The organism is Neobacillus rhizophilus (assembly GCF_018343535.1).
Classification (GTDB): Bacteria; Bacillota; Bacilli; order Bacillales; family Cytobacillaceae; genus Neobacillus; species Neobacillus rhizophilus.
The window spans coordinates 686,027-706,979 of sequence record NZ_JAGYPF010000001.1 but is presented as its reverse complement, the minus strand read 5'-3'; the positions used below and the strand labels follow the sequence as shown (position 1 = coordinate 706,979).

Here is a 20,953-nt window from a genome sequence, read left to right as displayed (position 1 = left end):
AAAGTTTCATTTTGAAATACAAAGGATGTCATGAAGAAAAATTTTGAGGGGGATAAAAATTTACATTTACTAGGATTATAAAATCTGAAGGAGAGATTTTATGATTGCCATTATCTATTCGATTCTATGGATAATTGCTGCCTTTAAATTGGCAGATAGGGATTGGAAACAATATTATCCCACCATTTTATTTTCCTCACTGGGGAATGCATTATACGAAATTATTTGCTATAAATACCAGCTTTGGCAGATGGAACCGAATGGATTGCCGGCAGCCATCATTCCGATGATGTTACTTATATTAATAGGAATGCCCTTGTCTACATGGATTTTTTTATCAAAATACCCTTTTAGGAAAAAATTATCGATTCAAGTAATGTATACCTGCTTTTATGTAGTGATGTTCCTTGTGCTTGAATATCTGTCAATAAAATTAGGGGCGATCACTTATCATCATAATTGGAATTTATTTTGGTCAGGCATATTTGTTATTGTCATGTTCCTAGTACTGAGAATTCATTACTCCAAACCACTGCTCGCATTATTTATTTCTGTGATCTTCAGCTTCTTCTTAATTTTTGTTTTCGATGTCAGCTTAGATAAAATGAAATAATAAAGATAGCACGCTGGGCTTGAGCGTGCTTTTTCGTTCGTTTGATAGTATTGGCATCATTTTCTAAATGGCCACCAGTTGGCTTCTCCAAAGGTGCGCACCATAACTGGTACAAACAGCGGAAGAACCACTAGGGCATATAAAGCAAGACCAATTAATAGAATCGTAGCAATTTCTAGTAATGATAAAACACCGGAAGGCATCATCGCCGCGAACGTTCCGCCTAAGATGACGGCCGCTGAGATGATGACTGTTCCCATCTTCTTCATTGATTCAAGAATGGCTTTTTCAACAGGTAAATCACGGTACTCGTTAAAGCGGTCCATTAAGAAAATACTGTAGTCAATTCCAAGCGCAACGAGAATAACAAAGGCAAAGAATGGTACAGCCCAGCTGATGCCTGTGTAACCTAGCCAGTTTACAAAAATATATTCAGAGATTGACATTGATGTATAGTAGGTTAAGACCAAAGAGCCGATTAGGTAAATTGGCATTATCAATGAACGGAGCAGGATGATCAAGATAATACCGATTCCTGCAAGCATTAAAATAACGGTTCTGGAATAGTCGCCTTTGGAAATGGTATCCAAATCATGGTGCATGCTTGATACACCTCCAATAGCAACATTTGCATTTTCAAGCTTTGTGTCTTTAACAGCACGTTTTACAGCATCTTTTATGACTGGTATTCTGTTTATCGCCTCATTAGAGTATGGATTCTTATTAAAGACAACATCAATTGTCATGACCTTGCGATCCTTTGACATATAGGCATTCAGCACTTTCGCAAAATCATTGCTATCCAAAACATTCTGAGGGATATAAAAACCATTTCGCGGCTGCTTAGATACATCGGCCAAGTAATCTTGGGCACTTGCCAGTCCATTTGAGACTTGATTTAATCCATCGGAGCTTTGATTTAACCCGTCAGAAAGCTGGTTAATTTGGCTGCCGATATTTTCAAACCCGGACAGAAGTCCCTGCTGGCCATCATTGATGCTATTCAGACCGTCGGTAAATTTCGGCATATTTGCGACGATTTGACCCTGACCGTCTTCCATTTGATATAGTCCGGACTCAAGTGCTTCAATACCCGGGATGAGCTGTTCCATTCCTTTAACAAGCTGTTCTTGGCCAGCAATTAATTTTGCAAATTCGCTATTGGCCGTATTAAGACCGTTTTCTACTTCTTTAAGGCCTGCGTTAAGTTGATTCATGCCTGCAGCTAGCTGCTGTGCCGCCACATAGGCCCCAGGGGCATCTGGCTTACCTGGAATGCCTTCAATTGTCGCCTTAATAGTTTGGTAGTCTTGACTATTCTGGACAATCGGATAATCTGTTTCCAACTGATTAAAATTAGCTTGCAAATTAAGGCTGCAGCTTAGTAATTCCAACCCAGCGGCCGTTTTTTGATAATTGCTTAATAGGGTGCCCAGCCCACTTTCTGTTTGTTGATAGCCCGCAAGTATTTGTTTGCTTCCATCTAAAGCTTTTTGAGAATTAATTTTGATTTGGGTTAAGCCTTCTTTTATTTGTGTTGAACCTAAAGAACCTTGTTTAAGTCCTGTTTCGATATCTGAAAGGCCGCTTTGAACTTTGGCCAGATTCGTTTTGATTTCATTCGTGCCAGAGATTAATTGGCTGATCCCTGCTGTTGCCTGCTCCATTTTTGGTTGATTAGCTGCCATCTGGCTGCTTGCTTCAGAGAGTCCGCCGCTGATTTGTTTAATCCCGTCATTTCCTTTGCCAAGCCCGTCCTCAAGGCTTGCCACCTGCTTGGAAATATAAAAATCGTCCATTGGTTTGCCGGTCGGGCGGGTGACAGAACGGACGGTTTTGACATCATTGACTTTTTTGAGTTCTTGGCTGATTTTTTCGGTAATCGACAAATATTCTGTGGTGTTCATTTTATCGTCATTTTTTATGACAATTTGTGTCGGCATGGATTCACCAGGACCGAATGAATCCGCGATTAGATTAAACCCCTTAATAGATGGATAATCATCGCTGATTTCTTCAAGCGAATTAAATGACAATTGGTCCTTATACGTGAATAGGAAAGGTATTGCGATAATGGCAACAAGAATAAAAGCAATCAATGGGCGTTTTAGTGCAAAGTTCCCCATTACACCCCATATCTTACTATCGCCGTGTTCAAGCTTCCCCTTAGCTGGCCAAAACAATTTTTTCCCAAGGACTGTCATGAAAAATGGCACCACCGTGATGAGCGCGATTAATAAAATGGCAACTCCAACTGCTACAGCAGCGGCGGATTTGTATAGTTGGAAGGTTGATAAACCTATCGAAGCAAATCCGATTAAAACAGCGACTCCGCTAAAAAAGACCGTTTTTCCAGCTGTTTTATATGTTTTAATGATGGCCTCTATTACATTTTCACCCGAAGACAATTCCTCTTTAAAGCGGCTTAAGAGCAGGATGCAATAATCCGTTCCAATCCCGAAGAGGACGGCAACCAAGAAAATCTGTGTAAAGGTTGATAAGGGAAAGTTCACTTTATCTACTAAAATAGCAACAATGGATTGAGCTGTCAGATAGCTAAATCCTACCGTTATCAAAGGAATAATTGGGGCCACTACTGATCTAAAGACAAGCAGCAGCACTGCTAAAATGAAAACTACCGTTATGCCTTCGGTTTTTTTCAATCCTTCCTGAGAGTTTGTGACGAGGTCCTCGCCAATCACCCAGCCGCCTGTATAGTAATGTTCAAGTTTGACATCATCAATCGCTTTATTTAATTCTTTGACAATTTTTTTTGCTTCTCTATCGTTCGATGTAACTTTAATGGAGACTAGAATTGTTTTGCCGTCCTTTGAAACCAGCTGGTCCTTTAGTTCCTCTTGAGTGAAATGGGTGAGGATTTCGGTGATTCCGAGCGTCTCTTTATTTTTTTCTAGTTCTTTGACAGCTTTTTCAGCATCAGCGAAGTCGTCCTTCGTTAATTTTTTTTCACTATGGAAGACAAGCGCCGTTTGCAGGGAATTGCCCTTATTTTCACTCGACTGAACATCCTTGAGAATTTTTTCGGCAAGGGTGGAGGAGTAACCTTCTGGAACGGAAATTTGTCCTTTCTCCCGAACGAGATTTTCCATGTTTGGTGCTGCCATAAAAAGAGCAGCAATGACAGCAATCCAAGCGATTAAGATAAACCATTTTCCCTTAATGATGGCTCTCACTTGTTATTCCCCCAGTTCTTCCTGTTTCTTGTTGTCTAAAATTTGTGCTAATTTTTCATACGTGTTTATAAAAGTTGTGATTTCGGTTTCATCGAACTGGGTAATGATAGATTCAACCAATTGATGGACTTTTTCCTGGGCACTTTGAAACAGTTCGACGCCTTCTTGTGTAGGTGTTAAATAAACCACTCTGCGATCTTTTTCATCCCTAGTTCGTTGTATCAATCCTCTATCTGTCATTCGATTTATGATGGCTGTTATTGCACTTTTATTTACCTGAAAAACTTCAGCCAATTCCGTTGACGTACATTCTCCAGTCTGGTGGATATACCTTAAGATGTAGTGCTGGTCATTGGTCAATTCGTTCCCAAGTTGATTTTTAATTAAGGCTTCCGCTTTTTTATGTACCTGAAAGGAAATGTTAACATAGCGGTCAATTAAATCCTGGATTGTGTTGTTATCCATTTTGCTTTCACCCCATTACTTTTTGGAAAATAGTTAATCTATTGAACTATTCACCTGTTAAACTATATAACAAAGTAAATATTGTGTCAATTAGGAACAATCAGCAAAAAAAGACCTTGATTTTATAACAATCAAGGCCATTGCTCCATATGCTTTTGTAGTTTTTTCTTTTTCGTGATTCTTTTGATTAGATATATACCGGCTATCAATGCCAGCACATTTAATGAATCGCCAAAGTTAATTGTTAAACTGAATTGGTTATTCACCTTAATATCACTTTTATTGTTTGTTGTACTAGGACCACTTTTTATTTCCGGCTCTTTCTTTACCACTCGCATGCCCCCTAAAATCTATCATTTCTCTATTAATCATATTCAGGGCGGGGGAAATAATGCTAGATTTTAACAAAGAGGTTTATGAAACAAATTGAGGGATTATCCTTCATTTTTTTCTTTTTCAACGGCATTTTTAAAAATACGTTTCAGGGCTTCATTTTGCATTCTCATGTATTCAAGCAATGTTTCTTTTTCTTCCTCATCGAGCTCAAGTTCATCTTTTTTTTCCTTTTTCATGCAAATCACCCCAATTTAGCTATTAATAGCATTTTAACCGATTCGGAACGTCGATTAAAGTGGTATTAAAAATTTTAAAAAGGCAATAATGGTTAATACTAATGAAAAATATTCCTATAAAGGAATTGACTTTTAGCTAAGGGAAATATATAATTTTTTCAAAAATATAGATTGAAACAATGACGGGGATTAGTAAAATGAAAAAGGTCTTACCAAGAGAGGAAACCATTGGTGCGAGGTTTCTTAAGACGGTCATTTGAACCTGCCTCCGAGTTCTGTATCGGATGAATTGAAGATACATGCGGATCAAATCCGTTATCATGCAAAGAGTTTAAAGCATTTGCTTTATGAATTTAGGGTGGTACCGCCAGGCCTTGGTCCCTTTTTAGGATCAGGGCCTTTTTATATGCAAAAAGCTAAATGCGTCTAAAACAGACGCTGGAGCGGGAAATATTTTTCAGAAAATGATGAGGTGTCAAAATGGCTAAGGAATTTGTAAAAGATATTACTGCGATGGATGAGGACTTCGCGCAGTGGTATACAGATGTTGTTACAAAAGCAGATTTAATCGATTATTCAAGCGTCCGCGGTTCAATGATTATCCGCCCATACGGATTCGCCCTGTGGGATAATATCAAAAATGAACTGGACCGCCGCATTAAAGAAACCGGGCATGAAAATGTGTATATGCCATTATTTATTCCTGAAAGCCTGCTGCAGAAGGAGAAGGACCACGTAGAAGGGTTTGCTCCTGAAGTTGCTTGGGTAACACACGGGGGTTCTGAAGAACTTGCTGAAAGACTGGTGGTCCGCCCAACTTCAGAGGTTTTATTCTGCGAGCATTATAAAAATATCATCCATTCTTATCGTGATTTACCAAAACTATATAACCAATGGGCTAACGTTGTCCGGTGGGAGAAAACAACCCGCCCATTCTTAAGAACATTGGAGTTCTTATGGCAGGAGGGCCACACAGCCCATGCAACAGATGAAGATGCAATGGAAGAAACGATCAAAATGTTGAATGTCTATGCTGAGGTTCTTGAAGGGATCCTAGCTATTCCAGTTGTAAAAGGGCAAAAAACTGAAAAAGAAAAGTTTGCCGGTGCAAAAGCCACCTTCACTGTTGAAAGCTTGATGCATGATGGAAAAGCGCTTCAGTCAGGAACTTCCCATCACTTTGGCACAGGTTTTGCTGAAGCATTTGGCATCCAATACACTGACAAAGAAGGAAAGCTTCAATATGTTCATCAAACATCATGGGGCTTTACAACTCGTGTTATCGGTGCCTTAATTATGGTTCACGGCGACGACCGCGGTTTGGTGATTCCGCCAAAAGCAGCACCAACTCAAGTGATGATTGTCCCAATCGCCCAGCATAAAGAAGGCGTGCTTGATTTTGCGTATGAATTGAAAAATTCACTTGGCAAAGTGGCACGCGTCGATATCGATGCCAGCGACAAAAAGCCAGGCTGGAAGTTCAATGAGTATGAAATGAAAGGTATTCCGGTCCGCTTGGAAGTTGGTCCAAAGGATATCGAAAACAAGCAGGTAGTTTTGGTACGCCGGGACACTTTGGAAAAAATCGTCGTTTCAATGGATCAATTAGAAGAGAAGCTTGTAGCGCTGCTTGAGGAGATTCAGTCGAACCTGTACAACAAAGCGTTGAAGCATCGTGAAGAAAGAACATCGGTTGCCACTACACTTGCTGAATTAAAGGAATCCTTGGAAGCAAAGCCAGGCTTTATCAAAGCAATGTGGTGCGGCGAGTTAGCCTGCGAAGAAAAAATCAAAGAAGATACTGGCGCTACATCACGTTGTATCCCATTTGAACAGGAAAAAGTATCTGATAAATGCGTTTGCTGCGGGAAAGACGCAGATCAGATGGTTTACTGGGCAAAAGCATATTAAAAATTACCTTTTTGAGGGGCTCTTTCGATGGGAGGAGCCCTTCTTTATGCAGTTTTGCTGCCTTTTAACCAGTCTCTCGATGACATTAGGGAGGATATCAGCGGATTTTTAATTTTATCAGCGAATTCATAAATTTATCAGCGAATCTCTATAAGATATCAGCGGATTTTCAAATATAACAGCGAATCGCCAAATTTGCAGTGTCACTTAACCGGGCAAAAAGGAATTTTACATTTTATATCGAACTTAACATAATAGGAGGTGCACAAAATTGAAACCTATCTTAATAGATTTCCCAGAAGAATTTTACACAGAAAGATTAGTTATTCGTAAGCCGATGCCGGGTGACTGAAAATCGGTTTATGAGGCAATGCAGGCTTCTTTGACCGATCTGAAGCCGTGGATGCCTTGGGCCCACCGCGATCAAACGCCAGAAGAGGTAGAGGCCAACATGCGTGAAGCGAATGCGAAGTTTCTCACTAGAGAAGATCTAAGATTGCATATATTTCATAAAGAAACCGGTGAATTTATTGCATCTTCCGGATTGCATAGAATCAACTGGGATGTTCCCAAATTTGAAATTGGCTACTGGATTGATACACGGCATAGCGGAAAGGGCTACATAACGGAAGCGGTTGAGGGTATTACCAATTATGCTTTTCAGGAATTGAAAGCCAAGCGGGTAGAAATCCGCTGCGGTTCTAAAAATGTGAAAAGCCGGGCCATTCCAGAACGTTTGGGATTTGAACTGGAAGGCATTTTAAAAAATGATAGTATTTCTGTTGTTGGAAATGAACCAAGAGATACATGTGTTTTTGCAAAAATAAAATAAAGTAACAAAAAAACTCGACCTAAAGTCGAGTTTTTAAATTAGCTAGGGACGTAACTAAATAATATTTTGTAATCGCCAAATATTCATGAATATATGATTTTGGGACAGCAATCAACGGTGTTCCCGCTGGAAGCCCTTGTACCTTAAGGTCGGCGTCAGCGGCAAGTGACAAGGCACGATAGAGATGAAAGTCATTCGTTACCACAACACCATCTTTAGCAGATATAGGAATGAGCTTTTTTGAAAAATGTATATTTTCATATGTATCAGTTGATTTAGCTTCTAAAACAATCCGAGATTCGTTAATCCCAAGTTTCTGCAGTTCTCTTTTAATACATTCAGCTTCAGATATATCCTCTCCGGGACCTTGCCCGCCTGAAGCAATGGCTATCGTGCTCGTGTTTTTCTTTAAATATACGGCAGCTGCATCTATTCGGCTAGCTAATGTTAACGATGGTTCGGTGCCTTTCACTCTCGCGCCAAGAACAACTAGGTAATCTGCATTATTAGCAGGAACTACACCATAATTTAAGGATATCTTATATTGTAAAAAGGCTGCATAAATGATCCCCACCGCAAATATTACCCAAAACAATAAAACTACTTTTTTTCGAATCCTTTTCATTGATTTCGCACCTCAATAATTTACCAATAATCATTATTTTACATTATAAATGAATCTTCTGGAAAAATTTGCGACTATAGTCATAGTCTGAATTATTAAAAAATAACAATATGTGATTTGCATCACTTATTCTCAGTGATTTCTATCATATAATTCACTATGGATATAAAATTCACTACATATATAGTGGAAACACAATGAGGAGTGATAAAGATGTTAGACCAAAAAACCATCGAGATTATTAAATCAACAGTTCCAGTTTTAGAACAACACGGTGAAAAAATTACGACACGCTTTTATCAGCTTATGTTCGGGAACCATCCTGAATTATTGAACATTTTCAATCATGCCAACCAAAAACAGGGAAGACAGCAAAAAGCTCTTGCCGGAACGGTTTATGCTGCGGCAATGTATATTGACAATCTTGAAGCCATTATTCCTGTTGTCAAACAAATTGCCCACAAGCATAGAAGCCTCGGCATCAAACCTGAGCATTATCCGATTGTCGGAAAACATTTGCTGCTTGCTATCAAGGATGTTTTAGGAGATGCAGCAACTGATGAAATCATCGATGCCTGGGCTCAAGCCTATGAAGTAATAGCAGGTGCCTTCATTGGTGCGGAAGCAGAAATGTATGATGTAGCAGCGAATCAAAAAGGCGGTTGGGGCGGTTTCCGTAACTTTATCGTTGATCGCAAAGTCATTGAAAGTGATGTCATTACATCCTTCTACTTAAAGCCTGAAGATCAGAAGGAAATTGCCGGTTTTGAACCAGGACAATATATTAGTATTCTACTAGAAATCGACGGGGAGAAGTTTACCCATATCCGTCAATACAGCCTTTCAGATGCTCCAGGAAAAGATTTCTATCGAATCAGCGTGAAACGCGAAGCGGGTACTCCAAATCCCGATGGAATCGTATCTAATTACCTTCATGATGAAGTAAAAGAAGGAGACATTTTAAAAGTAAGTGCACCAGCTGGAGATTTTGTGTTAGACACTGAAAAAACAAATCCGGTCGTTTTACTTAGCGGCGGTGTAGGTTTAACACCAATGATGAGTATGTTAAAAACCGTGGTAGAACTTCAGCCGGAAAGAAAAGTAACATTTGTCCATGCGGCTGCAAATGGTAATGTCCATGCGCTTAGGGAAGAAGTTGAAGAACTGGCACAGCTTGACAATGTAAATAGCTGCATTTTTTATGATTCCCCAACTGAAGATGATCGCCAAAACAACCGTTTCGATGTTGAAGGTTATGTGACACGAGAATGGTTGGAAGAGAATGTAGCAATTGAAGATGCTGAATTCTATTTCTGCGGACCGGTTCCATTCATGAAGGCCATTAATGGCTCTTTAAAAGGACTTGGGGTAACTTATGAGAGAATCCACTTTGAATTCTTTGGACCAATGGGAAGTTTAGAAAATAATGAAAAGGATACAGCCATTGCCGAACGGTCTGAAGATTTAGTTACAGTTTAATAAACAAAAACCCGAATTTCCAAGAAGGAATTCGGGTTTTATTTTTAGCTAATAGGAAAGTATAAATTTTCACAAATTTATACTTTCCTAACGCATAAATTCAACTACGCCTCTGTCTTCGTCCTAACGGACTCGCCAATCGGCGAGTTTTCATTTATTCACAAACCCAGGAAAGGCCTATTGTCCCTACCCCAGTATGAACTCCTGCAACGGTTATCAACATCATAATCTCAGTTTTTACATTTGGGAAGGTTTCGTTAAGCAATTTCTCCAGTTCTGAAGCCTTTTTTGAATCGTTCGCATGAAGAATAGCCGCTTTTTGGACCTTTTTTGTTTCCAAATCTTCTTTTAATGTCTTCATTAGCCAAGCGAAGGCTTTTTTATCGGAACGGACCTTGTCTTTAATTTTTGCCGTACCTTCCTCGATGGCCAATATCGGCTTAATATTTAGAAGAGATGCCAGGATTTTTTGTCCGCCCGAGACCCGGCCGCTTTTGTGCAGCTGATCGAGATTAGAAGGGACTAAGAATAGCCGCGTATGGTCACGCAAAGCATTTAGATGGTTTACAACTTCTTCAATCTCAAGTCCCTCCTCAACAAGCTCAATCCCTCTTTTAATAATAAAGGAAAGCGGATAAGAACCTGTAAGAGAATCAATAGCGTAAAGTTTAAAGCCAGCCATATTAGCGGCTAAAACGGAAGTTTGATAGGTACCGGTTAGAACACTTGATGCATGGATAGCAATCCCGAAATCATATTCCTCTTTCAACTTTTTATAGAGCTCTACGAAATCATTGATGGACGGCTGGGAAGATTGAAATTTTCCATCCTCATTTTTCATTCGCTCATAAAATTCCTCTTGAGTAATATCAATCGTTTCCTTATAAAATTCATCGTTAATAACAACATGCAGCGGGATAACATGTATGTCATTTTTCTCAATAAATTCCTTAGAGAGAGAAGATGTTGTATCGGTAATCCATGCGATCTTTGCCTTGTTCATAAGTCCTCTTCCTTCCGCATAATTCAATAGATGTAACAGCTTACATTTCAAAATAGCAAATCATGTAGTTTTCATAACTACATAAAAGATACTAGAATCGTATTATAGAGTCAATAAATATTTTAAGTTTCGCTTAAAATTCATATTCTCAAATTTGCTTCCCAAACGATTAGTGTTTAAATTAAAGATAGATGAAGGTCAGAAAGGATGAACATATTGAGTAAGAATTCAATTCGGGCGATAACAGGCGTGGCAGCCCTCCTTTGTCTCCTCTGGCTGGCTGGACTCGGTTGGGCAGTTGGGGAGTACTATGATGGTACATCGGAAAATATCTCAAAGCCATCCGTTTCGGAGCAGAAAGCTGATCAAAAAAAGGGATTAACCGTAGTGGCTCTTGGAGATTCCTTAACACGAGGAACTGGTGATGAGACGGGTAAAGGCTATGTAGGTGTCCTAGTTGACGAAATCAAAGAAAAAACCAAAAAGTCTGTTCAGTTAACCAACCTCGGCATTAATGGCCAAAGATCAGACCAGCTTCGCAACCAGATTCAGGAGGAGGAAATCGGAAGACAAATCCAAAAAGCAGATGTTGTGCTGGTGACGATCGGCGGCAACGATTTGTTTCGAGGCGGGCAGGGTTTAATAGATTTTCAAGCGGAGGATATAACCGCCATTGAGAAAAAATATCTGGATAATTTGAATTTTATTTTCACTGAAATCCGAAAGCACAATCAGACTGCCAATGTGTTCTTTGTTGGTTTGTACAATCCTTTCATTGAATTAAATCAAGGAAAAGAAATGTCCAAGGTCGTTCGAAAATGGAATTACGACAGTGCTGAAGTTAGTGCCGTATTCCCTAAAATAGTATTTGTTCCGACGTTCGATTTATTTGAATTGAAGGTAAATGATTATTTATATTCGGATAAGTTCCATCCGAATCAAAAAGGATATCGGTTAATAGCTGAACGAGTTGCTGCATTGATGACATGGTAAGGAGTTAAACCCATGGAGAAAAAAATAACATTGTCCGTAAAGGATTTGAAAAAAGTAATTGGGCGTAGAGAGATTATCAAGGGATTAAGCTTTGATCTGCGGGAAGGAGAGGTATTTGGCTTCCTTGGGCCAAATGGCGCCGGCAAAACAACGACGATCCGTATGCTTGTCGGTTTAATTAGACCAACCTCGGGAACCATTCACATTTGTGGTTTTAACATTAGAGAGCATTTTCAAAATGCAATGGAAAGTCTGGGCTGTATTGTCGAAAATCCAGAATTATACCCTTATTTGTCAGGCTATAATAACCTGCTTCATTTTGCGCGCATGCTTGAAGGGATTGGCGAAGAACGCATTAAGGAAGTGACGGAGCTTGTTGGCTTGACCGAAAGAATTCATGATAAAGTAAAAACTTACTCACTTGGTATGAGGCAGCGACTGGGAATTGCCCAAGCACTATTGGGAAATCCGAAGGTGCTGATTCTAGATGAGCCGACAAACGGACTAGATCCCGCCGGAATTCGTGAAATGCGCGAATTTATCCGCTTTTTGGCCGAACAGGAAGGATTGAGTGTCCTTGTCTCGAGCCATTTATTAAGTGAAATTCAGTTATTGTGTGACCGGGTTGCCATTATTTCAAAGGGTGCCATCATACGCATCGATACAGTTGAAAAGTTGTTATCAAATCGTGAAAGAGTCGTCTGGAGACTTGCGCCGATTGACAAAGGAAAACAAGTATTAGCAGCTATGACAGAAATAGAAGAAAAAGAAGACGGTACCATTTTAACAGAGTTTGACGAACAAAGAACGCCTGAGTGGAATAAACAGCTTGTTGAAGCTGGGGTTTCGGTGATTGAATTCCATCGAAAGCTTCCTGTGCTCGAAGACTTGTTTCTTGAGCTTACTGGGGGTGAGACAATTGCATAAATTGATTCAAAATGAAATGCTCAAGCTAATCGCCAAGAAACGTTTAATCGTAATTGCCATCATCATTGGGGTTCTCGTCATGTTGTTTACTTATGCTCAATATAAGCAGATTCAAACACAGCGGGAGAAATTGGGCACCAGTGATTGGCGGACCATCCTTCAGCAGCAGATTGTCGACACCACCAACCGTTTATCGAGCAGCCGGATTTCAGACGAATGGAAAAAACAATTACAAATCTCGCTTCAGCAGCAGCAGTATTATCTTGAGCATGATATCAATCCCTCAGAACCCGGGGCACCAACTTTTATGAGGATTTTTCTGGAAAATTCGATTGACCTGTTTATTCCTTTAATGGTGATGGTTATAGCCAGTGACTTGGTTTCCTCTGAGCATAGTCTGGGCACAGTCAAACTGCTCTTAACCAGACCCGTCAAACGATGGAAAATCCTCTTGAGCAAATACATAACACTTTGCCTTGCCGTTTCATTAATAATTGCTATTGCCGGAATTCTCTCATATGGCATTTCCGGGCTTGTCTTCGGATACAAAGGGTGGGGTGCTCCAATCCTGACTGGATTCAGCGTTACCGATACCGGGTTAAATACATCTGAGGTTAGGCTGTTAAGTCTGTGGAAGTTTTTATTAATGGATTTTGGGCTCGTTTGGTTTGTGGCCATCGTTGTTGGCACCTTGTCGTTTATGTTATCGGTTTTAATCCGCAGTACCGCGGCAGGCATGGGGGTTATGCTGGCCGCCTTAATTTCTGGGGCGATTTTAAATAACATGGTTTCATCATGGAAATCAGCCAAATTCTTTTTTATGGTGAATTTAAGACTGACAGACTATATGAAGGGGAATGCACCACCAATCGAAGGTATGACGCTGTCGTTTTCATTACTCACCCTTTTAGTGTGGTGGGCAGCAGCATTAATGGTATCGTTTATGGTCTTTACCAAGAGAGATGTTTACTAAATTAAAAATTGATAGAAATTTTTAAATTTTATAAAATAGTAGGTGAAAATGAAGAAAATGGGGGGATTCAATATGACTTTTGTCGTCAAAAAAATTGATCATGTTCAACTGGCTGCTCCAAAAGGCTGTGAAGACGAAGCGAGAAAATTTTTTGGAGATGTTTTAGGGTTAGTCGAGGTGGAGAAACCGGAGGAATTAAAGAAACGCGGCGGCGTTTGGTTTGAGTTTGGTACGTTCCAAATTCATATTGGAGTAGAGGAGCCCTTTACCCCTGCTAAAAAAGCCCATCCTGCCCTGGTTGTGGAAAACATCGACTCCTTAAAAGAGCATCTAAGTAAAAACAATATACCTTATACTGCAGACGACAATCTCCCAGGTGCAAACCGAATCCACCTGCATGATCCATTCGGAAACCGCCTTGAGTTGTTGGAATGGATTTAAAAAACAGCCCGCTTGTTACTAGCGGGCTGTCTGCCTTAATGGGGGAAATAAGGCCTATAAAAGGGATATATCTATTTAACGGCTGCAGGGAAGGTGGCTTGGCCGCCGATAATCCACAAACTATTGTTTGACCGTGATTTTGACAGGTTCGCGGTTGATTCTAAAGTGCTGTTTTAGGATTAATGCCGGTCCGCCAAGATTGAACAAATATCGAGCTTCAATCACTTGTTTCATGAAGGCTCCAAATAAACCGGAAAGGCGGAAGCGACTGACTAAGCCGACTGCAGCAAAATTGCCAATGGAAGCAACTGTCCCTTTATGATGATATTCAAACACCTTCAATTCATTGCCTCGGATTGTGGACACAATGTTCTGTGCACAAACAGGTGCTTGCTGGAGGGCAACTTGCGCAGTAGGAGGCAAAGAGCTTTTTTCATCCTTCATGAACAGCGAGCAATCCCCAACACTGAAGACATTAGTCATATTTTTTACCCTAAGATACGAATCAATAGGGATTTTTCCTTTTTCAAGCGGCAATCCAAATTTTTCGACAATGGAATTTGCTTTTACCCCACAGGACCATATGATGGTTCGAGCAGGAATTTCCAAATTGGTTTCTAACAATATTTTTTCCGGAGTGCATTCCAATATCTTCTTGGAAGTAATTAATTCAACATCAAATTTATCTAATGTTTCAGTTGTATACTTTATTGATTGTTTTGGAAAGAAGGGAATAACAGATTCAGCAGCTTCCACGGCAACAATTTTTACCTTTTCAAATGGAATATTGTGCTGACTGCAAAGTTTTGGCAGTCCCTCAGCTAATTCTCCTAGCATCTCAATCCCGGTAAATCCTCCACCAGCAACCACGAAGGTTAACCGAGAAGGGTCTTGATCCTCTTTATAGAGGTTCAACTGCTTTGTGATATGATGATAAATTGCTTTTGAGCTTCTAAAGCTGCGGATTGCAAAGGCATTTTCTTTACTGCCTGGAATTCCAAATGTTTCTACTTCAAAGCCTAATGCTGTCACTAAATAGTCGTATTCGATGGTATCCCCGCCTTCTAGGTGAACTAGCTGGTTATGGATATCGACAGAGGATACTGCACCTTTAATAAATCGGGTTTTGGTTGAGTCTATTAAATCTGGAATGGAAATGGCAAATTGTCTATCTGCTGCCGTACCAACTCCAATTTTGTGGAGCTGTGTGGTTATGTAATGATAATCGTGTTTATTAATCAGGGTTACGTCTGCTTCCCCGTCTTTTAACAACTTCTCAAGTCGTTTGCTTGTAATAATGCCCCCGTATCCGGCACCGAGAATTAGAATTTTTGGCTTCGTCATATGTCATCAGCTCCAAGTAAAATGTCTATATTGTGAAATATTTCACATATAACTTTTAAAAAATAAGGCAAAACTCATTTATTAATTTCTGTTCACATGTGAAAATATTCACAAACAATTTATGTATATAGATTACGATATTTTGTTAAAGAGTACAAGTTAATAATCACTAAAATTTTGTCAAATTGGTAAATTTTTTTTCGTTAATTGGGCATTATAAATTCGTGCCAAAATACATTTGTTGGTTTCGAAAAAATATAAAAGATTTTGAAAGGAGATTTTTATGAAAAGCAAAATAGCTTGTTTAATATTGGGACTGTTCTTGGCGGTACCTGGCTTTGGGAAGGCGAATATGGTGCCTGACACCACTGGGAAACAGCTTGAAAAGCCATGTGACTGCGAATCGGAAGAGACTAAGCATGAACATGGGATGCATCGTGACTGGCAGGCTAAAATGGCAGAACGGCAGAAGCAGCTTTTATCATGGGTAGAGAAGTATACTCCAGATAAGAAAAAAGAATGGGAGGCTGTGCTAAAGGAGAGAAATGCTCTTCGCACCAAATGGATGGGTCCGGAAAATGCCGGAAAACGGGAGCAATGGAAGAAAGAGAAAATGCAAAAAATGACTGAGCTTAAGAAACAATTTGATGAAGGGAAAATTACCAAAGAAGAATTTATCAAAAAGGCTCATGGTGAAAAAGATATGATGAAATGGAAAACATTTCATGACCTTAGGATTGCGGTAGAGAAGAACGATTCGAAAAAGGCAGCAGAAACCCTTAATCAACTATTATTACAATTTAAGGACCACAATGCGAAGCTAAAAGAAAAACTCGGTGAATAAAAAAATAATCTTAAAGAAAAAAGCCAATTTTTTTAGTTGGCTTTTTCTATTGAGTTTTTATACCAATATAAAAATTACATTATTAAAAGCTTGTCAAAGGGGAATTTTAAAAGGGAGACATGAAAGGGAGGTATGGGTATGGATCGAAAAAAATTAATGATGACAACCGTAGCATTAGGGGCTGCGTATTTAATGCGGAATGACAAGTCCCGTAAAAAACTCATGAATCAACTCCAGGGACTGGCAGAAAAATCAAGAAGATAATGACTAGAAAAAAGGGCTGACTCACCACGGGTCAAGCCCTTGTGTTTTGAGACAGCCTTGTTTTTTGGATTATTTTGTAATGTCGACTTTTTTCGCCTCTTTAATGTCTTCATGTATTTCTGCCTTAATATCATCAGCAATTCCGCTGGTGGCATTTTTAAATTCACGGATGGACTTACCAAAGGCACGGCCAATTTCCGGCAGTTTATTTGGACCAAAAATAACTAACGCAACAATTAAGATCAAAATTAATCCGGGTACTCCAATGTTGGAAAACATTCCTTCATCTCCTAGCGATGATTATTTGTTCAGGTATATTATACAGATTTATCCGCCATTATTCTAGCACTGTCTATTCCAAGGCTACTGAAGTATTTTCATGTCCATCATAGAAATCTTTAATAGCTTTATCAACATAAACCCAGCCTTTCCAGCCAATATGAATAGTATCCTTCATAAAGTAGGGGTCGTATTCATGATTGGAGAAATCGGCAACCCGAAAGTCGTTCGCCTCAATTTGCTTCTTAATACGATCGTAGTAGGCGGTTCGACCTTCTTGAGGGAAATCAGTATAGTCATACCATTTACCATTGACCGGAACAGATATAAATAATGGTTCTGCCCCTGAATCCTTTAAAAGATCAAGAACAAGTTCAAAATCATCGTATTCAGGTGATTTGCCATAAGAAGCACCTGTTTTTGAGTTTTTTAATGAAGGCAATAATTTTCGAATTTTATTATACTGATAGTTACTAATATAGAAGGCATTATTCGTTGCTCTTTTCTCACCATATCGGTCTGCCTGTTCCGCTAATTCAGTCCATGATTTATTTTTAACCGAAGGACTAATGTCCCGTTTGCTTGAAAACCCACCCGCTAACGTATAATAAAGGTCTTTCTTCTCCAATAATTCCCGATATGTGAACGCAATCGGACGCACCAGGTAACTTTCCCGTTTTATCCACGGATCTTTTGTCAATTCCGCCCGGTACATAGTAGAAAGAATCGGATCGTTTTGTACAGGAGAGAACTGTAAAAGACGTTTCATAGCCTTTTTCTTAAGCTCTGGATTGATATTTTTGTTAAAGGCTAAATCATATCCCTGTAAAGAGGAATAGTTTGGAACAAAATGAGTTTCGTCTGTACCTTCAGGCTGAAACCATTGTGGGGACAGAACAAAAACTAACTTCTTGCCTTTTAGCTGATGGGCATGCTCGGAAAAATTTAAAAAATGGATTAATGATTCCATTCCTCCCCGGCCAACAAGAAAAGGGGTAAAATCTGCACCGGTTTCTTGAAAATAATTATTCGGGTGGAAACGGTCAAGCCTTGCAAGCTCAGAAGACCCATAAATAGGTAAATAACGAGGATCTTCAAGCATCTTATCTTGAACATACTTACCTTGAAACATAAATGGGTTTAACTCTGTTGCAGATTGTGCGACCCTGTTTTTGGGAATCATACTGATAATCCAATTATTGGGTATCCCAATGATCATAACCAATCCAAGAAAGGCTATGAGGATGGGAGAAAATAAGGCTTTTTTCATTTTAAATCAGCCAGCTGAATGGCAATTTGATTCGGTGTATTCCATGTTTCACGATCAAATTCTGTAATCGGAACAGTAATACCGAAACGTTCCTCGGCTTGAACAAGCAGTTCGACTGTTCCAAATGAATCTAATAAACCGGCATCAAATAAATCAATATCCGGATTTTCCTTCACAATATCGTCCTGACAAATTTCTGCCAACAAAGAAATCACTTCATTTTTGAATTCCATCTTAATCAAGCTCCTTTATGAAATAATTGTCCAGAGAAAATATAAAAACCAAAGCAAATGAAATGGAAGGTAATCACAATTGAGATGACATTGGTCCATTTATTTTGCGGCCACCATTTATGCTTTTTATTCAACTGCTCAAAAGAATTATAGGCAACCATTAATACAGCGTGGTAAATTCCATAAATGATATATTGCATCTCAAGGCCGTGCCAGACTCCCATTAATAAAAACAGCAGAATGTAACCAAGGTTTGAGAGCAGGTTTCTGTTTTTTGTCCATTTCTTCTTAGTCATCCAAAAGACAAATCTCATATAGACATAGTCCCTAAACCAAAAAGAAAGGCTCATATGCCAGCGGTTCCAGAAATCTTTAATGTTCCTGCTGAGAAAAGGCTTATTAAAGTTTTCCGGTGATTTAATCCCCATAATATAGCTGACACCAACTGCAAACGCACTATAACCGGCAAAATCAAAAAATAGGTAAAGGCTGTAAGCATACATATAATAAAGATGATTCTCAAGATGACTGTGAGCAATAAATCTCAAATTGGCTATAAAATAGTGATTAATAGAGTATCCGATAATGTATTTATATAGGAAACCACGAAAAATTTTATTGATTCCTTCATAGAGCAACAATTTATATTGTTCACCCTGTATTTCAAGGTCCATATCTTTTTCAAAACGGCGATAGCGGTCAATCGGGCCTGATGAAATAGTCGGGAAAAACAAGATAAAATAGAGCAGACGAGAAAGGGGAGGGTTTTTCTTGATCAGTCCGTCCCTTGTTTCCATCACTAATTGTGTGCCCTTAAAAGTTAGATAAGAAATTCCTAGGAAACCGATGAAATTAACCTCCGAAAAATAGGGCAGCAGCTTGGAAAGAACAAGCGGTAAAATCGATAGAATCACGGCCCCATAAAAGACGCCATTACTATTGCTCTTTTTTCGGTAAGAAATATATGACTGTATTATTACTAACTGCCAAACGGTAAATAGACTTAAGGCCGCAGCCTGCTTAAGGGATGAAGCAAAGATTAAGCCTAGGGCAACAACCGTTATAACCATATTGTAGGTGTGAAATCTTTTTCCCATAAGTCCCATAACAGCAGTTGGCGTTAAAAGTACAGCAAGGATGATAAAGAATGTAAAAGAACCATATGGTGTCATTGCAATACCAATTCCTTAAATTTTTTGCGATCCATTTTTCCGTTAGCTGTCATCGGCAGTTCTTCAAAATAAGAGAACTTTCTCGGAATCATATAGACGGGCAATATCTCACTGAGCTCTTTTTTGATAGCATTGGTCAACTGAAATTCCTTTTCAAACTCATGAGAAGTAGGGATGATGGCTGCCAGTAAATACTCTATTTTGTCATTGTTGTATATAGGCACTACCGCTGCGGATTTAACATATTTGGAATTGGCAATATGATGTTCAATCTCCTCCAATTCCATCCGGTAGCCGTGCAGTTTGATTTGAAAATCCATTCTGCCTTTGTAGAAAATAAAACCTTTTTCGTCGATAAAGGCAGCGTCACCTGTTCGATAGGCCTGTTTATCATCGATTTGAAGAAATGCTTTTTCAGTCAGCTCTTTTTCTTCAAGATAGCCTTTACTTACACTTGGACCGATAATAATCATCTCACCTTTTTCTCCCGGTGAGACAAGGGTGCCGTTTTCATCGACAATGAAAATCTTGGTATCTGCTTTAGGTTTTCCGATTGGCAGATTAGGATTTGCTTCAAGCAATTCTGCAGTTACCTCAACTGAAGTGACCGCAACCGTTGCTTCCGTAGGCCCGTAGGTGTTATAAATCCTAGCTTTAGGGAATCGTTCCATTAACTGCTGACAAATCGTTGACGGCAAGATCTCACCGCAAAATAAGAATATCCGCAGTTCCGGTAAAAGCTCTAGGTTAAAGGATGGATCCATTAAGCACATTTGCACGAAAGATGGAGTTGAGGTCCAGACCTCTGTTTTTGATTTTGCTAATGCTTCGAATAGCAGCTTTGGCTTGGCAATCATCTCTTTTGTAATCGCGAAAATAGTCCCTCCGCTTGCAAGCGCTGGATATAGGTCCATTACGGAAAGATCAAAAGAGTAGGGAGCCTGATTTAAAAACCGCTGATTTCTTGTGATTGGAAAGTCATTCAAAATCCAATCGACAAAGCTTTGCAGGTTATTGGCGGAAATCTGCACACCTTTTGGATTGCCCGTACTGCCCGATGTATAAATAATGTAATAGTTTTCATCACCGTCAACCCAATTTTCAACATGAATAGGGGTAGTTGTTACCTGTTCGGCCATGATTTTTTCAAAATTTACAGTCGTGACAGGAAGATTGTCAAAATCAAGGTCCAACCCAGTTGTATTGATAACCAATTCCGCATGGGAACGGCTGATGATCGTCATGATTCTTTCGATTGGAATGGAGGTATCAACAGGGATATAGGCTAATCCCGCTTTTACGCAGCCCAAAAAAGAACTAATCATGGAAGCATCCATATGGCCGTAAACAATTACAGGAGTTTTTCTTTCATTCATTTCGTTAAGAAGATATGCTCCTACTTGTTCAGATTGTCTCCATAACTCACCATAAGTGATTTCTTCAGTGGGAGAGATATATGCCAATGTATTTGGATTTGAAATTGCAAAGCTCTGAATGGTTGATAACATTTTCATCTTGG

Annotated in this window: 23 protein-coding genes and 1 other annotated feature; of the genes, 11 read left to right on the top strand and 12 right to left on the bottom strand. The window is 39.4% G+C overall.

Going from position 1 to position 20,953, the window contains the following annotated elements; all coding sequences use genetic code 11:
• The first annotated feature begins 100 nt into the window (after positions 1 to 100).
• Positions 101 to 613 (top strand): CBO0543 family protein, encoded by a 513-nt coding sequence (locus KHA99_RS03385; RefSeq protein ID WP_213116009.1) that lies wholly within the window; start codon positions 101 to 103, stop codon positions 611 to 613.
• 56 nt (positions 614 to 669) lie between these two features.
• On the opposite strand, the gene KHA99_RS03380 is transcribed toward KHA99_RS03385, so the two are convergent.
• The 4 genes from KHA99_RS03380 to KHA99_RS03365 all read right to left on the bottom strand — a co-directional run bounded on the left by KHA99_RS03380 (position 670) and on the right by KHA99_RS03365 (position 4,844).
• The gene (locus KHA99_RS03380) at positions 670 to 3,807 is read right to left on the bottom strand and encodes an MMPL family transporter (RefSeq protein ID WP_213116008.1); all 3,138 of its coding nucleotides are present in this window, start codon (positions 3,805 to 3,807) and stop codon (positions 670 to 672) included.
• 3 nt (positions 3,808 to 3,810) lie between these two features.
• The gene (locus tag KHA99_RS03375; protein ID WP_213116007.1) at positions 3,811 to 4,272 is read right to left on the bottom strand and encodes a MarR family winged helix-turn-helix transcriptional regulator; all 462 of its coding nucleotides are present in this window, start codon (positions 4,270 to 4,272) and stop codon (positions 3,811 to 3,813) included.
• Between the two features lie 131 nt (positions 4,273 to 4,403).
• Positions 4,404 to 4,604, bottom strand: coding sequence for a hypothetical protein (locus KHA99_RS03370; RefSeq protein ID WP_213116006.1), 201 nt, complete (start codon positions 4,602 to 4,604; stop codon positions 4,404 to 4,406).
• A gap of 102 nt (positions 4,605 to 4,706) precedes the next feature.
• Positions 4,707 to 4,844 (bottom strand): hypothetical protein, encoded by a 138-nt coding sequence (locus tag KHA99_RS03365; RefSeq protein ID WP_213116005.1) that lies wholly within the window; start codon positions 4,842 to 4,844, stop codon positions 4,707 to 4,709.
• 170 nt (positions 4,845 to 5,014) lie between these two features.
• Positions 5,015 to 5,230, top strand: a binding site (T-box leader).
• 94 nt (positions 5,231 to 5,324) lie between these two features.
• On the opposite strand from KHA99_RS03365, the gene proS reads away from it, so the two are divergent.
• Together proS and KHA99_RS03355 are read left to right on the top strand one after the other, a co-directional pair.
• A complete protein-coding gene (gene proS / locus KHA99_RS03360; RefSeq protein ID WP_213116004.1) occupies positions 5,325 to 6,755 on the top strand; it encodes a proline--tRNA ligase in 1,431 nt (476 codons plus the stop codon).
• 370 nt (positions 6,756 to 7,125) lie between these two features.
• Positions 7,126 to 7,587 (top strand): GNAT family N-acetyltransferase, encoded by a 462-nt coding sequence (locus tag KHA99_RS03355; protein ID WP_249366413.1) that lies wholly within the window; start codon positions 7,126 to 7,128, stop codon positions 7,585 to 7,587.
• 19 nt (positions 7,588 to 7,606) lie between these two features.
• Here the strand turns inward: KHA99_RS03355 and KHA99_RS03350 are convergent, their stop codons facing one another.
• A complete protein-coding gene (locus KHA99_RS03350; protein WP_213116887.1) occupies positions 7,607 to 8,203 on the bottom strand; it encodes a YdcF family protein in 597 nt (198 codons plus the stop codon).
• Between the two features lie 222 nt (positions 8,204 to 8,425).
• On the opposite strand from KHA99_RS03350, the gene hmpA reads away from it, so the two are divergent.
• Positions 8,426 to 9,691, top strand: a complete 1,266-nt coding sequence (gene hmpA, locus KHA99_RS03345; protein WP_213116003.1) for an NO-inducible flavohemoprotein — start codon at positions 8,426 to 8,428, stop codon at positions 9,689 to 9,691.
• Between the two features lie 154 nt (positions 9,692 to 9,845).
• On the opposite strand, the gene KHA99_RS03340 is transcribed toward hmpA, so the two are convergent.
• Complete coding sequence (locus KHA99_RS03340) at positions 9,846 to 10,694, bottom strand: DegV family protein (RefSeq protein ID WP_213116002.1); 849 nt, start codon at positions 10,692 to 10,694, stop codon at positions 9,846 to 9,848.
• A 216-nt stretch (positions 10,695 to 10,910) separates the two neighbouring features.
• Between KHA99_RS03340 and KHA99_RS03335 the strand changes: the two genes are divergently transcribed.
• The 5 genes from KHA99_RS03335 (at position 10,911) to KHA99_RS03315 (ending at position 14,159) form a co-directional block, all read left to right on the top strand.
• On the top strand, positions 10,911 to 11,687 hold the full coding sequence (locus KHA99_RS03335; protein WP_213116001.1) for an SGNH/GDSL hydrolase family protein: 777 nt from the start codon (positions 10,911 to 10,913) through the stop codon (positions 11,685 to 11,687).
• Positions 11,688 to 11,699: 12 nt separating this feature from the next.
• The gene (locus tag KHA99_RS03330) at positions 11,700 to 12,614 is read left to right on the top strand and encodes an ABC transporter ATP-binding protein (RefSeq protein WP_213116000.1); all 915 of its coding nucleotides are present in this window, start codon (positions 11,700 to 11,702) and stop codon (positions 12,612 to 12,614) included.
• Positions 12,607 to 13,587, top strand: coding sequence for an ABC transporter permease (locus KHA99_RS03325; protein WP_213115999.1), 981 nt, complete (start codon positions 12,607 to 12,609; stop codon positions 13,585 to 13,587). Before KHA99_RS03330 ends, KHA99_RS03325 begins: the two co-directional genes overlap by 8 nt.
• A 72-nt stretch (positions 13,588 to 13,659) precedes the next feature.
• A complete protein-coding gene (locus KHA99_RS03320; RefSeq protein WP_213115998.1) occupies positions 13,660 to 14,028 on the top strand; it encodes a VOC family protein in 369 nt (122 codons plus the stop codon).
• Entirely contained in the window at positions 14,019 to 14,159 is a 141-nt protein-coding gene (locus tag KHA99_RS03315) for a hypothetical protein (RefSeq protein ID WP_213115997.1), read from the top strand. The genes KHA99_RS03320 and KHA99_RS03315 overlap by 10 nt, the downstream gene beginning before the upstream one ends.
• Here KHA99_RS03315 and KHA99_RS03310 read toward each other — a convergent pair.
• The gene (locus KHA99_RS03310) at positions 14,149 to 15,372 is read right to left on the bottom strand and encodes an NAD(P)/FAD-dependent oxidoreductase (RefSeq protein WP_213115996.1); all 1,224 of its coding nucleotides are present in this window, start codon (positions 15,370 to 15,372) and stop codon (positions 14,149 to 14,151) included. The genes KHA99_RS03315 and KHA99_RS03310 overlap by 11 nt on opposite strands.
• Before the next feature lie 283 nt (positions 15,373 to 15,655).
• Here KHA99_RS03310 and KHA99_RS03305 point away from each other — a divergent pair, with 283 nt between their 5' ends.
• Both KHA99_RS03305 and KHA99_RS31140 read left to right on the top strand, forming a co-directional pair.
• The gene (locus KHA99_RS03305) at positions 15,656 to 16,216 is read left to right on the top strand and encodes a hypothetical protein (RefSeq protein WP_213115995.1); all 561 of its coding nucleotides are present in this window, start codon (positions 15,656 to 15,658) and stop codon (positions 16,214 to 16,216) included.
• A gap of 138 nt (positions 16,217 to 16,354) precedes the next feature.
• Positions 16,355 to 16,480: a hypothetical protein gene (locus KHA99_RS31140; protein ID WP_261363765.1), complete on the top strand. Its 126-nt coding sequence runs from the start codon at positions 16,355 to 16,357 to the stop codon at positions 16,478 to 16,480.
• Between the two features lie 69 nt (positions 16,481 to 16,549).
• On the opposite strand, the gene KHA99_RS03300 is transcribed toward KHA99_RS31140, so the two are convergent.
• From KHA99_RS03300 to dltA, 5 genes are all read right to left on the bottom strand, one after another.
• Positions 16,550 to 16,759 carry a twin-arginine translocase TatA/TatE family subunit gene (locus KHA99_RS03300; RefSeq protein WP_213115994.1) on the bottom strand — a complete coding sequence of 70 codons (210 nt, stop codon included), beginning with the start codon at positions 16,757 to 16,759 and terminating at the stop codon, positions 16,550 to 16,552.
• A 73-nt stretch (positions 16,760 to 16,832) separates the two neighbouring features.
• Positions 16,833 to 18,029 carry a D-alanyl-lipoteichoic acid biosynthesis protein DltD gene (gene dltD / locus KHA99_RS03295; protein ID WP_213115993.1) on the bottom strand — a complete coding sequence of 399 codons (1,197 nt, stop codon included), beginning with the start codon at positions 18,027 to 18,029 and terminating at the stop codon, positions 16,833 to 16,835.
• On the bottom strand, positions 18,026 to 18,262 hold the full coding sequence (gene dltC, locus KHA99_RS03290; RefSeq protein WP_213115992.1) for a D-alanine--poly(phosphoribitol) ligase subunit DltC: 237 nt from the start codon (positions 18,260 to 18,262) through the stop codon (positions 18,026 to 18,028). Before dltC ends, dltD begins: the two co-directional genes overlap by 4 nt.
• Before the next feature lie 5 nt (positions 18,263 to 18,267).
• Entirely contained in the window at positions 18,268 to 19,434 is a 1,167-nt protein-coding gene (dltB, locus tag KHA99_RS03285) for a D-alanyl-lipoteichoic acid biosynthesis protein DltB (RefSeq protein ID WP_213115991.1), read from the bottom strand.
• A complete protein-coding gene (dltA, locus tag KHA99_RS03280) occupies positions 19,431 to 20,948 on the bottom strand; it encodes a D-alanine--poly(phosphoribitol) ligase subunit DltA (RefSeq protein ID WP_213115990.1) in 1,518 nt (505 codons plus the stop codon). The genes dltB and dltA overlap by 4 nt, the downstream gene beginning before the upstream one ends.
• Between the last annotated feature and the right edge of the window lie 5 nt (positions 20,949 to 20,953).

Bases quoted from the DNA above. Each gene is read 5' to 3' on its own strand.
- KHA99_RS03385 (WP_213116009.1), top strand. From the start codon at position 101: ATGATTGCCATTATCTATTCGATTCTATGGATAATTGCTGCCTTTAAA.
- KHA99_RS03375 (WP_213116007.1), bottom strand. From the start codon at position 4,272: ATGGATAACAACACAATCCAGGATTTAATTGACCGCTATGTTAACATT.
- KHA99_RS03365 (WP_213116005.1), bottom strand. From the start codon at position 4,844: ATGAAAAAGGAAAAAAAAGATGAACTTGAGCTCGATGAGGAAGAAAAA.
- proS (WP_213116004.1), top strand. From the start codon at position 5,325: ATGGCTAAGGAATTTGTAAAAGATATTACTGCGATGGATGAGGACTTC.
- KHA99_RS03355 (WP_249366413.1), top strand. From the start codon at position 7,126: ATGCAGGCTTCTTTGACCGATCTGAAGCCGTGGATGCCTTGGGCCCAC.
- hmpA (WP_213116003.1), top strand. From the start codon at position 8,426: ATGTTAGACCAAAAAACCATCGAGATTATTAAATCAACAGTTCCAGTT.
- KHA99_RS03340 (WP_213116002.1), bottom strand. From the start codon at position 10,694: ATGAACAAGGCAAAGATCGCATGGATTACCGATACAACATCTTCTCTC.
- KHA99_RS03330 (WP_213116000.1), top strand. From the start codon at position 11,700: ATGGAGAAAAAAATAACATTGTCCGTAAAGGATTTGAAAAAAGTAATT.
- KHA99_RS03320 (WP_213115998.1), top strand. From the start codon at position 13,660: ATGACTTTTGTCGTCAAAAAAATTGATCATGTTCAACTGGCTGCTCCA.
- KHA99_RS03315 (WP_213115997.1), top strand. From the start codon at position 14,019: ATGGATTTAAAAAACAGCCCGCTTGTTACTAGCGGGCTGTCTGCCTTA.
- KHA99_RS03310 (WP_213115996.1), bottom strand. From the start codon at position 15,372: ATGACGAAGCCAAAAATTCTAATTCTCGGTGCCGGATACGGGGGCATT.
- KHA99_RS03305 (WP_213115995.1), top strand. From the start codon at position 15,656: ATGAAAAGCAAAATAGCTTGTTTAATATTGGGACTGTTCTTGGCGGTA.
- KHA99_RS31140 (WP_261363765.1), top strand. From the start codon at position 16,355: ATGGATCGAAAAAAATTAATGATGACAACCGTAGCATTAGGGGCTGCG.
- KHA99_RS03300 (WP_213115994.1), bottom strand. From the start codon at position 16,759: ATGTTTTCCAACATTGGAGTACCCGGATTAATTTTGATCTTAATTGTT.
- dltD (WP_213115993.1), bottom strand. From the start codon at position 18,029: ATGAAAAAAGCCTTATTTTCTCCCATCCTCATAGCCTTTCTTGGATTG.
- dltC (WP_213115992.1), bottom strand. From the start codon at position 18,262: ATGGAATTCAAAAATGAAGTGATTTCTTTGTTGGCAGAAATTTGTCAG.
- dltB (WP_213115991.1), bottom strand. From the start codon at position 19,434: ATGACACCATATGGTTCTTTTACATTCTTTATCATCCTTGCTGTACTT.
- dltA (WP_213115990.1), bottom strand. From the start codon at position 20,948: ATGAAAATGTTATCAACCATTCAGAGCTTTGCAATTTCAAATCCAAAT.